Origin of the sequence: Chitinophaga sp. RAB17 (assembly GCF_052114225.1) — a bacterium.
GTDB lineage: Bacteria > Bacteroidota > Bacteroidia > Chitinophagales > Chitinophagaceae > Chitinophaga.
Window position 1 is genome coordinate 595012 of the sequence record NZ_JBFREI010000002.1, and the last position, 14524, is coordinate 609535.

General features: G+C 46.0%; 6 protein-coding genes. 5 read left to right on the top strand and 1 reads right to left on the bottom strand.

The window, feature by feature from the left end; all coding sequences use genetic code 11:
• Positions 1-6: 6 nt before the first annotated feature.
• Complete coding sequence (locus AB4Z08_RS08470; RefSeq protein ID WP_441573293.1) at positions 7-1290, bottom strand: MFS transporter; 1284 nt, start codon at positions 1288-1290, stop codon at positions 7-9.
• A 351-nt stretch (positions 1291-1641) separates the two neighbouring features.
• On the opposite strand from AB4Z08_RS08470, the gene AB4Z08_RS08475 reads away from it, so the two are divergent.
• The 5 genes from AB4Z08_RS08475 (at position 1642) to AB4Z08_RS08495 (ending at position 14514) form a co-directional block, all read left to right on the top strand.
• Positions 1642-5748: a two-component regulator propeller domain-containing protein gene (locus AB4Z08_RS08475; protein WP_441573294.1), complete on the top strand. Its 4107-nt coding sequence runs from the start codon at positions 1642-1644 to the stop codon at positions 5746-5748.
• 310 nt (positions 5749-6058) lie between these two features.
• Positions 6059-6856, top strand: a complete 798-nt coding sequence (locus tag AB4Z08_RS08480; protein ID WP_441573295.1) for a CHRD domain-containing protein — start codon at positions 6059-6061, stop codon at positions 6854-6856.
• A gap of 35 nt (positions 6857-6891) precedes the next feature.
• A complete protein-coding gene (locus tag AB4Z08_RS08485) occupies positions 6892-9723 on the top strand; it encodes a SusC/RagA family TonB-linked outer membrane protein (protein ID WP_441573296.1) in 2832 nt (943 codons plus the stop codon).
• Positions 9724-9740: 17 nt separating this feature from the next.
• Positions 9741-11378 (top strand): RagB/SusD family nutrient uptake outer membrane protein, encoded by a 1638-nt coding sequence (locus AB4Z08_RS08490; protein ID WP_441573297.1) that lies wholly within the window; start codon positions 9741-9743, stop codon positions 11376-11378.
• Positions 11379-11397: 19 nt separating this feature from the next.
• Entirely contained in the window at positions 11398-14514 is a 3117-nt protein-coding gene (locus tag AB4Z08_RS08495; protein ID WP_441573298.1) for a SusC/RagA family TonB-linked outer membrane protein, read from the top strand.
• Positions 14515-14524: the final 10 nt, after the last annotated feature.

A 14524-nucleotide genomic window follows, 5' to 3' on the forward strand; every position in this document is an offset into this window, starting at 1 on the left:
TATAAGTTATACTATTTGAACCTGTGCTTTTTCTACCTTTTTGCGGTTGCGCATAAAAAAGAAAAGTCCTGCAAAAGCTACGACCAGCATTACAGGTATGATCAGTGTGGCATTGATGATTTCAGGTCCGGCTACTGCGGTGGCCTGACTAAAGGCGGTGGCTTCTGCACTGCCTGCTGCCGCAGAACGGTAAGCATCCAGCGAAGCACCGGCAGGGAGTTGTTTTACAATGATGCGATCATAAAAACCTCCCATGAAATACATGTATACTGATACGGCAAACATACCGGCACCCCCCATCAGGTTCATACCTAAAGCGCCTGACTGAGGAATATTTTCTGATACAAAACCCAGCATGGTAGGCCAGAAATAAGTAACGCCCATACCAAAAATAACGGCGGCTACAAAGATCATATTACCAGATACATGGGAAAGTAAATATAAGCCCAAAGCGGAGAAGATCGCGGAAAAAAGTAAAACGCCGGTAGGAGATATTCTATGAACTACTGGCCCGGCTACACCTCTGCCCAATGTTTGCACTCCTGCTGTTAATGCCAGGATGAGGATCGCATTCTCGGTTACATTTTTTAACAATACGTTGATCCACTGTCCGGTGAAAAGCTCTGTGATGGCGGTGCCAAACATCAGGATAAACATCACGATGAACAGGGGACTTAAAATTGATTTGTACATCTGTGCGGAAGAAACGCCGGATGCTACCCTTTCAGTAACAGGGAAATCAAGTTTCAAAAAGAGATAACCATAGATAAGGGTAGGGATGATCATGGTGGCTACCTGCAGCTGCCAGCTGAGGCCCAGTTTAGATAATAAGAATACCAGCAGGGTACCTACTACGATACCACCAGGGAACCACAGGTGAAAGTGATTTAATTTGGTGGTTTTGTTGTCAGGGAAAATGGTGGCTACCAGCGGGTTACAGGCCGCTTCTACGGTACCATTGGCCATACCGATAAACAAGGTGGAAATAAACAGGGACCAGAAACCGGACGCAAATACCGTCAGTACAATTCCCAGCAGATGCAGGATGAAAGCTGCCAGCAGCAATCGTTTCATGCCTATTATATCTACTATAAAACCGCCTATTACTACTGCCAGCGGAAAGCCCCAGAATGCAGTACCGGTGATAATGCTCAGTTGCTGCGTATCCAGGTGGAACTCAACGCCAAGACCGCCCAATATACCGGCGCGGATGCCAAAGGACAATGATGTTACCAGCAGCGCCATGCAGCTGGCTACGAACAATTTCTGTGGCTGAATTACATTTGCCATAAACGTGGATATTTGTGTAAAAGTTAAAAACGGCTATTAAACCTTTAAATTTATAAAAAGTATTTGCATATTTCCATCTTTTTGTATGGATGACACGCAATTTTCCTGAAAATTTTTATTCCGACTGCCAATGTTCTGTTTAACATTTTAAATGAAGTGTTAATGCCCGGCCCGGACGGTAAAATTTCAGGATAAACGGTTGGTATAATTCCTGGGTAATCCAGGCTAAATTGATTATTTCCCCTGCTGATATTTTACCATATGCTGATATTTTATTCACTCTCCGGGTTTTAATACGGCAGCCGGCTTTAACTTAAACCATTTATAGGGTCAACCAAAATCAGTAGCGTTATGATTTGTCCAGGAAAAGTATGGCCGGTCAACAAAATGATTTACCATATTTTATTGATGGTATGCTGTGTTTTCCCACTTTGTACGCTTTGGGCGCAGGATACACCGCTTCGTTTTTCCCACCTGGGAATTGAGCAGGGATTGCCGCAAAATACTGTTCACTGTATCTTACAGGATAGCAGGGGATTTATCTGGATAGGTACAGATAATGGACTTTGCCGTTATAGTGATGATGAAATAAAAATCTTCCGGTATGATAATAGTACCAGCAACAGCATCAGCAGTAACTACGTGCAGGCGCTGGCGGAAGATAGCATGGGCAATATCCTGGTGGGAACAGATAACGGACTGAATATTTATGATGCCCGGAAAGAGCAGTTCCGGCTGGCAGATGCAGGAGAACCGATTGCTGATGTTACCTGTGTTTACAGGGATTCCCAGGGTAATATCTGGGTAGCCGCCTCCCGTCGCTTCTATCATTATGAGCCGACCAGGGAAAAGCTGAACAGCGTTAACCTGGCAGGGCAGAATTTATCCACCATCCGCTCCATTGCGGAAGACAGTACCGGTGTGTTGTGGATCGGAGCCGGTGCACGCATCTTTCGCTATGATACCCGCAATGGCCGCATATTACCATTGCCTGCCGCATTGACCAATAACCCATATTATGGTAAAAGCCCTATTCATGCCATTACTTATCATGAGGGCGAACTGTGGGTGGGTACGCAATCCAGCGGGGTGGTTATGCTGGATATACCCAGGCAGCAGTGCTTTAACTACCATGCCGGCAACGATTCCAACAGCATTACCAATGAAATGGTAAAAGCCATCAGATTTATCAAAGGGAAATATTGGGTTGGCACCCGCAAAGGCTTGTATATTTTCCAGGACAGAAAAGTAATCGCGCATTACACCAACGATAAGTTCGATCCGGCTACGCTTTCGCATAACTCGGTTTGCGCGGTAATGGAAGACAATGCAGGCACCGTCTGGATTGGTACCTATTGGGGGGGCATCAGCCAGGTATATCCGGGTAGCCGTAACCTCAGCTTTATTTCCAGCCTCATGAAAGATGGCGTAGGTACTAACAACCGCACCATCATGGGCATACAGGAAGATGCGGCGCATAACCTCTGGCTGGCCACCGGAGCCGGGTTGAATTTTTATAACCGGACCACCAATACTTTCCTTTACTATCACATTCCCGGCGCGGAGGAACAAACCAGTAAGGATATCATCAAATCCCTGTTGTTTAAAGATAAAGATAACCTGTGGGTAGGCAGTTTAGATGGGTTATACCTGTTTAATATCCCTACCGCCACGTTTACACGGGTACCGTTATCAAGGAACTATCCTGCATGGGTATACGCCGTTTATGCGCTGGAGAAGGGAACCGATGGCTGGTGGGTAGGCACACATAATGGTCTTTTTTTCCTGAATAAAAAAGGTGTTGTGGTGCGGGAATTACGTCACAAAGGTGATCATCCCGGTAGCCTGATGGCCGGAGAAATTAATTGTTTACATGAAGATAGTAAAGGCAACCTCTGGGTGGGTACACTCGAAGGGCTTTGTTATTTGCCATATAACGGCATTCATTTTCAATCCGTAAACTATGCCGCCACTTATGCTTTTAACCGGACCAGTAATGTACACTGTGTGAAAGAAGACAGTCGCGGTATTATTTGGGTGGGTACTCATGAACACGGCCTGCAATATGTGGATAAAGGCACCAATAGCTTGCGGTCACCGGATACTGAACATGCTCCTGCGGAGAAAATCATCCGCGGGATAGTGGAGGATAATAAAGGAAATCTCTGGCTGAGCGGACAGAATAATATTGTGAGGCTCAGCATCATCGCCCAAAAACATTCCACAGCACCACAAAGCATAAAGGTGACGCCATATGCGGGGGCGGCCTGGCCTGGCAGTAACGAATACCTGAACCCTGCATTTAAAACGGCCGCCGGCGAAATTATGTTTGGGGGAATTAATGGCATCGTAGGTTTTAACCCGAACAGAATTATCCTTAATACGCTGAGCCCCAAAGTAGTACTGACGGGTATGCTGATTAAAAATATCCCGGTAGATATTGGCGCCCCACATTCTCCTTTAAAGGAATCCATTACTTATACGGATAAGATCACCCTGGATCACGACCAGGCCTACTTTACGCTGCATTTTGCAGCGCTGAATTATATTAATCCCGGCTCCAACAAATTTGCCTACATGATGGAAGGGTTACACAGTGATAATAAATGGCACTATGTAGGACATCAAACGGCAGCTACTTTCACCAACCTGGATCCCGGCGATTATATTTTCCGTGTAAAGGCTACCAATAATGAAGGCGTATGGAGTGATGCTGCCACCAGTTTGGAAATACGTGTACTGCCGCCTGTCTGGAAAACATGGTATGCCTATCTGTTTTACGTGGCGATAGGGATTGCGCTGTTATGGTGGTATTATTACTATTCTTCCCGCACCATCCAGTTGAAGCATGAGATTACGAAACAGCAGTTATTCCGGGAAAAAGATCGTGAGCTGGCGCAGAGTAAACTGGACTTTTTTACCAACATCTCTCATGATATAAAAACACCATTGACGCTCATTATGGCACCGGTGGAAAAGCTACTGCAAACGACTACTGCTGAAAAGTCCGTGCAGTACCAGTTACAGCTGATACAGCAAAATGGGGAAAGACTGATGCGGTTAATGGATCAGCTGCTGGATTTTCGTTTATTGGAAGAAGGTGGAGTCCCTATGCAGGCGGAGCATACGGATATGGTACACTTCTGTCGGGATATAGCAGGTGCCTTTGAAAGTCTTGCCAAACGCCGGGACATTACCCTGGAGGTAGTACCTGCTACGGATACCATCATGGCATGGTTTGATAAAGATAAATTTGAAAAGATCCTCTTCAACCTGTTGTCCAATGCCCTGAAATTCACTTTAACAGGTGGCCTGGTAAGAATCAGTGTACGTATGGAGGATAACGAGATGCTGCTGCTCACCGTAGAAGATAATGGTATTGGCATTCCGGCAACTCATTTCGAAGAGATCTTCGGACAGTTCCGGCATTATGATTTCAATAACCTGCAGGCAGGTGGTACGGGCATCGGGCTGGCGCTGGTAAAAGGGCTGGTGAGCAGGCATTATGGCACTATTACCGTCAACAGCCGGCAGGCATCAGCAGCGTCCGAAGGGCATACCTGCTTCAGCATTAGTATTCCTGCAGGTAGTACCCATCTTAAATCCACAGAAATAAAAAAGACTTCTGATAACTTTTTAGTGCCTGCTTCTTTGCCTGATTTTTCATCGGAGATTCCGGGAGATGAGGCTGACAAGCCGTTGCTGCTGATCATAGAAGATAACGAGGAAGTGCAGCAATACCTGGCGGAGGTGTTTAAAGAAAGATATACGCTGCAACTGGCAGCAGATGGTGTGTCGGGGCTGGAGCTGGCCACCCGTCACCTGCCGGATATTATTATCAGCGATGTGATGATGCCGGGCATGAATGGTGTGGAATTATGTCATGCCTTGAAAAATGATAGCCGTACCAGCCATATCCCGGTGATATTGTTGTCTGCCCGCTCTACGGTTTCGTTTATCCGGGAGGGATATGAAACCGGCGCTGATGATTACATTACCAAGCCATTCAGCATCTCGTTGCTTACCAGCCGGGTGAAAAACCTGCTCGACTCCAGGAAGTTACTACGGGAGCGCTATAGCCGCAATTTTACCCTGGCATCAGATAATGACCCTATCACGGGGCCAGACGACATTTTCCTGAAAGCAGTGATTGCATTTATTGAAGAAAATATTGCTGAGCCGAGTCTCAATGTAGAAGAGTTGGCCAGCGCGGTTAACATGAGCCGGGTTACCCTTTACCGGAAATTAAAAGCACTCACCAACCAAACCATTGTTGAATTTATCCGGATCATCCGGTTAAAAAAAGCGGCCCGTTTACTGGCCACCCAGCAGTACAATGTAAATGAAGTCGCCTATATGACCGGTTTCTCTGATCCCGATTATTTCCGGAAATGGTTTAAAAAAGAATTTGGGAAGACGCCTACCGAGTATGTGAGAGAAAATCACATAACTAATTAATTATCAATAGAAAATAAGTTCCTGTTTGTCGATTGTTACAATTGACAGGTATTTTAGTGAAACAAAATAGGGGTAATTCAGACGGATATGTAGGGTATCCGATTCTGTGAAGAGCCTAATTTTACCCTGTTGCCAAATAAAGAGGTAAAGAACGAATCGTAGCAAATTTATCAGCCAGTCAGCCATCATAAAGTGAACAATTCCTTTATCTCTTATTGGTGAATAATGAAAAACTGCTGCCTGTCAGCTCCACAATTGCATGCTGTTGCAACAGCAGTTGCAAGGTCAGTCAAATCAAAATCTATTTAAAATGCGCCTGAATCACGTATTCTTATGCTGCATGCTATTCGCAGCTTACGGCCTGTCTGGCTGTAAGAAAAAACAACACTCAGATGAGTTTGTATTAAAGTTCTGGAATGTTAGATTGAATGCAACCAATGTAGTTCCTGCACTTCCCGGCAATGGTTCCAGCGCCTACGCAACGCTGTACCTGCGCGATGATTACCGTTTGTACTATGACATTTATTTTGATTCTCTCGCAGGACTTACACCGGAAACGGTAGAAATCCGGATGGGGAATCCGCTACAAAATGGAAACGCGGCGGTGTTGCAACTGAGCGGCAATTTCACCGGTTCCAAAATGAAAGGGGATGTGGCCATGCCTAAAGAAGTGGCGGATAGCCTGCTGAAAAATCCAGGCTACCTGGTGATTGCTTCCAAAACGGCCCCGGGCGGATTGGTACGTGGTCAGCTGGACAGGAAAATTCTACTGGCGAAAGATGTGTCTTTGACAGGAGATCAGGTGCAGCCACCTGTAAATACCGCCGCTACAGCAAAAATTTATCTGCGTATGACGGACGATAATACGCTGTTTTATGCAATCGATGTCAAAGACCTGCCGGCCAACGATCAGTTGATGGAAGCGCATGTGCATAACGCCGGCGGTTCGGTACTTTTAAAGCTGGCGACTACCGCCACTGACTATACGCAGCCGCTTAATACATCTGTTACCGGCGAGGCGCTGAGGGCGCTGCAGCAAGACCCTCTCTACCTGGATATTCATAGTACGCTGGCACCGGCAGGGCTCCTCCGGGGTACACTACGCTGATACAACTCTTCCTTATTCCATAAACATGTTTCATCATGATGCATTTCACACCTACCCGCTGCAGGTGCCTGTCCGATAAACTATTTCGTTGGTGCCTTTCCGTTATACCTGCAGTGATATTATCTACTCCCGCTATGGCATTCACAAAGGACACTACTGCACGGCATATAAAACCGGCAAAAGACAGTTCATGGTTCTCCTATACGACCTGGTTGTGGAACAGAAACAGCTCCCGGGCTAATATGGTAGCCGCTACATCTTCCGTTTACAGCCAGGAAGTGGGCAGTACACCGGTTGCCGATATCACCAATGTACTGGCAGGTCGTATGGCCGGACTTTATACTCTTCAACTCTCCGGCATGAACGGAGCAGACGGCGCCTCTTTTTCTCTGCGCGGAAAAACGCCACTCATTGTCATCGATGGTGTGGTACGTGACTTTACCGGCTTCAATCCCAATGATATTGAAAGCGTAACACTACTGAAGGATGCATTGGCCACGGCGATGTATGGGCAACGTTCTTCCAACGGGGTATTAATGGTGACCACACGGGAAAAAGGACGCAAAGCTTTTGAAATTAACGCTTCTGCACAATACGGCCTGCTGGAATCATTATATAAACCACAGTATGCAGATGCTTTTCATTATGCGCAATTGTATAATGAAGCACAGCACAACATGAATGCTGCGGCCACTCCCCGTTATTCAGATGATATGATGAACGCCTGGAAGAACCACACGAACGATCCCTATAAACAGCCGGACGTAAACTGGTACAATGAAATCATACGCCATACCACCAGCCAGCAACGCTATAACATAGACCTGGCAGGCAACGCCAGCAACTATCACTATTATGCTTCCCTGGAACACTTTGCACAATCCGGCAATTTTATTACGTCTCCAGCCAACAGTTATAACACCAATAACGATTACAAGCGTTATAATATCCGCACCAATGCACTGGTGAATTTTAATAAAAATATAGAACTGGGGCTGAATGTGTTTGGCTCTGTTGCCTCTGGTAACCAACCCGGAATTGGTACAGCAGCCCTGATGTCCCTGACAGGGTCTACTCCTCCCGTTGCTTTTCCCGTGTTTAATGCCAACGGCTCCTTTGGTGGTACTAATCTTTGGCGTACCAATCCATACGCGGGAGCTATCTCTTCCGGCTATCAGCAAACAACAGAGCGTACCATCAGCGCCGATATGACATTGCAATATAAACTGGATGACCTGTTAAAGGGTTTGTGGATAAAAGGACAGTTGTCTATGAACAACTATTACATGGAAACCATTGACCGCTCCAAAGGAGTAGCCGTATATGAACCGGATACCACTGCCGGCGCTATTCCCAACAGCTATATTCAATATGGCACTGACGGGCTGGTAGCAGGCGGACAGGCAAAAGTAAACAGCCAGGTACGACAGAATTATTATAATATCATGGCAGGCTACGACCACACCTGGAACGGGCACTCACTCCGGTTGCTGGCCACCTATAATGTAGATAATACCATCCGTAGTTTTACCCAACTGAATACATTGTATAGCAATGCAGGGCTTACCGCTTCTTACGACTGGCATAAAACCTACCTGGCAGAGCTGGGCCTGGTATATGGTACCCTAAACAGGTATACACCAGGTAAACGCGGTAGCTTCCTGCCATCGGCGGGATTGGCCTGGGTGATCAGCAATGAGCATTTTTTCGCCAGCAACATTTTTGACCGCCTGAAAATAAGGGCTACTGCCGGACAAACCGCCTGGGGAGATCCTAACAACTATTTCCTCTACCTCCCTAACTATGTAACCGGAAGCACCGGTTACAATGTAGGTGAAACATCTTCGGGTGTAAGTGGCACCATAGAATCGCAGTTAGCCAATCCGGATATCACCTGGGAAAAAGCCTGGAAATTAGATGTAGGCCTGGAAGCGGCGTTGTTTCACAGCCAGTTGTCGGTATCGCTGGATTATTATCGTAACAAATATTATGACCAGCTGCAAACGCGCGGTCGTAACTCCGGTATCCTGGGACATAGCTATCCATTGGAGAACATTGGCCGCAGCAGGTATTCCGGATTAGAGGCCAGTGTGAATTACAGCCCGGTAACTACACATACTTTTAAATATTACCTGGATGGCAATGTAAGTATTGCTGCCAGTAGTTTATTGTACAATGGTGATCCTATTTATCCTTATGCCTGGCAGAACAAAACCGGGTTACCCGTAGGGCAGGCATTTGGGCTGGTGGCTGATGGATTTTATCAGACCGGAACGGATGTGAGCAAAACGGCTAACTGGCAGGGATATACGCCGGCACCAGGAGATATCCGTTATAAAGACCTGAATGGAGATGGCGTTATCAATGTGCTGGATATGCAGCCCATCGGTAATCAGCGCCCGATGATATTCTTTGGGATGGGCGGTGGTTTCAGCTGGAAAGGATTTGATTTTAAACTGTTGCTGCAGGGCGTGATGAACCGTAATATGGTGTTGAGTGCAACGAGCGTAAGTGCTTTCAACAACAGCTATGGCAACGTAATGGATATGCACAACAATCGCTGGACACCAGAGAACGCTGTGAATGCAGTATTTCCGCGACTTACTATTGGTACTAATGTCAATAACAGTCAGGCTTCCACCTTCTGGATGCGCAATGGAAATTATCTCCGGCTGAAAAATGTAGAATTGGGATATGACTTCAAAAAAATATTGCTACCCCACAGCAGGGTGAGTCACCTGCGGTTATTTGTAAATGCCTACAACCTGTTCACCTGGAAAAAAGTTGACTGGTTTGATCCTGAATCCGGCATGAGTGCATTTAGCAATCAGCGAATCATTAATGGGGGAATTTCCCTTGGCCTGTAAACCTTAAAGCTATTTTCATGATGAAAAAATATATTCTCCTGCTTCCTGTTGTGGTGATGGCAGGGCTTGTAGCCTGTCAGAAGAATGTGGTAGAGAAAGCACCGCTGGAATATGTGAACGAAGACCTGGTGTTTGACAAACTTGATTCGCTGGGCGTTTATGCAGAACAATTTCTTTACAACACCTATAGTGATTTACCACAAGGGTACAACCGCATTGGATCGAATATCCTGGATGCTGGTACCGATGATGCCGTTCCTTCCAATACAGACGACCAGGTACAATATTTTTCTGTGGGTCAGTGGAGCCCCTATGTGTTGCCGGACGATCGATGGGATGCGCTGTACGGTGGCATCCGCAAAGTCAACATCTTTCTCTCAAAAATAGACCAGGTACCATTAAAAACAGCGGGTCTTAAGCAGCAATGGAAATCTGAGGCCCGCCTGTTACGTGCAGTCTTTTATTTTGAATTAATAAAAAGATGGGGTGGTGTACCGTTAATTGGCGATAAGGTATTTACACTGAACGATAATATTTCCTTTGCCCGTAACAGTTATGAAGCATGTGTACAGTATATCCAACAGGAAGCAGACACTGTTCAGAAATATTTGCCGGCCAGCTATGCCACTGCTTATTTTGGACGTGCAACCCGCGGCGCCGCGTTGGCCCTAAAGTCACGGCTGCTATTGTATGCAGCCAGTCCAATCAACAACCCGGCAGGCAACCGTGAAAAATGGCTGTCAGCTGCGCAGGCTGCAAAAGATGTGATGGACCTGGGCACCTATTCCTTGACAAGTGGTATAGATGACCCGTTTATGAAGCGTAAAAATTCAGAGGTCATCCTGGCGTATATGTCATCGCCCAACAGTAGTGTGGAAGCACTTAACGGCCCGGTGGGATCCAAGCGTGGAGATCAGGGGAAAACAAACCCAACACAGGAGCTGGCAGATGAGTTTGAAATGTCCAATGGAAAAATGATTGCAGAAACCGGCGCCGGTTATGATGCGCAAAAACCTTATGCTAACCGTGATCCACGTTTTTATCTGACCATCTTTCATAACGGCATGTCATGGCTGGGGAGAACAGTGGAAACTTTTGATGGTGGCCTGGATAGGCCTGCCGGCTTTGGTAATTCCAATGGTGCAGAAACACGCACCGGTTACTATATGCGAAAGTTCCTCAGCACCGCAGGTACCGCGGCCAGTTATTCCAATGCAGAACATAGCTTTCCGGTTTTCCGCTATGCCGAAATACTACTCAACTATGCAGAGTCGCGCAATGAAGCTGATGGCCCCGTAAAGGAAGTATACGATGCATTGGAACTGATCCGGAAAAGAGCAAAACTTAATCCATATCAGCTACCCGCAGGACTCTCCAAAGAACAAATGCGTACACGTATACAACATGAACGCAGGGTAGAAATGGCTTTTGAAGAACAACGTTTCTGGGATATCCGCCGCTGGAAAATAGCGGAGCAGGTATTAAACCGTCCGCTGCATGGAGTGCAGGTGATTAAATCAACAGATAATACGATGACCTACAAACGTGTAGAAGTAAGTGGGACGAAGTTTTTGCCCGATCGTATGTACCTGTTCCCGATTCCTTACAAGGAAATGTTATCGAATAGCAACATGCATCAGAATCCCAATTGGTAAAACTCATTAACGGCATCTCATGAAAAAAATATTAAACTACCTGCTGTTGCTGCTCCTGTTGTGTAGCGTTATACCCGGTAAAGCACAGCAAAGGGCTACTATAAAAGGAACTGTTACAGATGGAACACAGCCATTACCCGGCGTGACCATCTATGAAAAAGATCTACCCGCAAACGGCGCCACCACAGATGAAAGAGGTAATTATATACTTACACCGAAAGGAAAGTCGGGTATATTGATATTTTCTTTTGTTGGTTATCTGAAAAAAGAAATCGCCATCGGTAAGCTATCTTCCAATGTAATATTACAACAGGATACGAAAGGGCTGGAAGAGGTAGTAATAGTAGGTTTTGGCACCAGGAAAAAGATCACTTCCACCGGCGCAGTAAGTTCTATTTCCGGTGAGCAGATCCGGCAAAGCCCTTCTGCGAGTTTGCAGAATTCACTCGCAGGTCGCCTGCCAGGCTTGTTTACGCAACAACGCAGCGGACAACCTGGTAAAGATGGTGCCGCCTTTCAGATCAGGGGTATCAGTTCCTATAATAATACGGATAACAACTCTGCCAACAATCCCCTGATCATTGTAGATGATATTGAGTTCACCTATGGTCAGGTAAACCAGCTGGATCCAAACGAAATAGAAAGTGTATCTATCCTGAAGGATGCCTCTACTACGGCAGTATATGGTATCCGTGGAGCGAACGGCGTACTGGTAATTACTACACGCCGTGGTAAGTCGGGTAAACCACTGTTAACGGTGCGTAATGAAACAGGTATGCTGTCGCCTACCCGCCCACCTGAAATGAATGACGGGTATACTACCTTACGATTGTTACGTGAATATGAAACTACCAGTCTGCGGGATCCTGCCGTGAAGTATCCGCAATTTTTCGCCAATAATAACCTTGACTATTATAAGGACAACAGCGACCCTTACAACCATCCGAATGTAAACTGGTGGAAGGTATTGATGCGGGATTATAGTCTGCAGAACAGAACTAATTTTGATATCAGCGGCGGATCAGATCTCATCAAATATTTTATCTCCCTGGGATATATTACGCAAGGGGGAATCTATAAAAACTTTTCTTCCGGTGAAGGATACAACAGCAACTACTTCTATAACCGTTATAACTTCCGGTCCAATATTGACATAGACCCCAGTAAAAGCCTGCATATCCGGGTAGATTTATCGGGCCGTTTCGGTACTACCAATGAGCCTAATGACAAGGCTTTTAACGGTGGAGGTAACACGTTCCAGTATTTGTGGAACGGAGAACTGTCGTCTTTCGGGTATCCGATTTATAACGAAAACGGATCGTTGGGCGGTACGTTGTCTTCCGGCACCAAAGGCAATCCACTGGCTATTTTACAATACTCCGGCTACCAACGTTCCTACGAAAATAATTTTAATATTGTTACATCCGCCACACAACAGCTGGACGCGCTTACAAAGGGGTTATCTGCCAATGTACTGTTATCAGTAGCCAGCGATTATGACTTTGCCAGATCGCTGACCCGCTCCAATAATGAAATACTCACTTACTATTACGATCAGGTGGCAGAAGCCTATAAACCAGTGGTGAACAACCTGTATAGAATGGGCAAACTTAGCAGCAGTGGTGGATATCGTGGTAGCGCCCGGAAGGTTAATATCCAGGCGTCTCTGAACTATGCACGTAGCTTTGGGGATCATAACCTCAGCGCCCTGTTACTGGTGAATCAGATTACCAATACCAGCAATGACTGGGACAATAGCGCCAGCGTGGTAAATGCAGGTATTCCAAATAATTTCCGTGGTGTTACCGGCAGGATAGGATACAATTATAAACTGAAATACCTGTTGGATGTGAACGCCGGTTATAATGGGTCTGATCGTTTTGCCAGCAGTAAAAAATATGGTTTATTCCCTGCTGTGGGCGTGGGTTGGAATATCAGCGAAGAACCGTTCTTTAAAGACAATATCCGGTTTATTGATGCCTTCAAGTTGCGTGGCTCCTATGGTGTAGTGGGGAGCGATAGAATCGGTGCATATAAGTACCTGTATGAGCAAATTTATAATGGAGGCAAGGGCTACAATTTCGGAGAGGTACCTACCGGCGTAAGTGGTATCATAGAAGGAGATCTGGGCAACAATGAAGTTACCTGGGAAAAAGAACGGAAAGCAGATATTGGTATAGACATCAAAATGCTGCATGGTAAACTGGGTATTGTGGCTGATTATTTTGATAACTACCGTCATGATATCCTTTCTACCCGCGGTACAGTACCACAGCCCTGGGGTGTAGGATTGCCACCCATGAACATTGGACGCGTGAGTAACAAAGGGTATGAGCTGGAAGTAGAATATAAAGACCGCATTAATAAACTACAATATTTTGTCAGAGGGCAGGTAAGTTTTGCCAAAAATAAAATCCTTTTCCGCGATGAGCCCAACGTACGTTATCCATGGCTGGCCAGCACCGGAAAATCGATCGGACAACAGTTTGGTTACCAATTTAACGGCTACTATGCGGACATTGAAGACGTGATGAAAAGCCCAAAGCTAATCACCAGTGTACCCATGCAAAACCTTTTCCCCGGCGCAATGAAGTTTGTGGATCAGAATGGCGATGGCATCATTAACGATGATGATAAAATTGCGATGGGCGTAAATCAGCCACGATATGTGGCCGGATTGGGCTTTGGCTTTTCCTGGAAAGGATTTGACGTAAGCACCTTGTTCCAGGGTTCATTTGATTATGTGATCAATATACAGCGGGGTAGTTTAGCGTATAGCCGTCCTGAAAGACAAACCACGCCTTATAACCTCGGACGCTGGGTACCGTGGAACAGTACAGACAATGTATTCCCCGCGCTTGCCGATGGACAAGGGAGTCCACAGTCTTCTACTTACTGGTACAGAAAAGGAGATTATATCAGGTGGAAAAATTTTGAAATCGGATACGCCGTTCCCGCTTCCAGGTTGAGAAATAAAGTACTGAAAAGTATCCGGATCTATGCCAATGGTTACAACATGGCACTCGTGTATACGGGACTACCAGTAGCCATAGATCCGGAGTCGGCGATGTCGTCTTCTGTTGGTGAGTATCCTCAGCAACGGATTTATAACCTGGGCTTGCAGGTAGGATTGTAAGCAGATTATT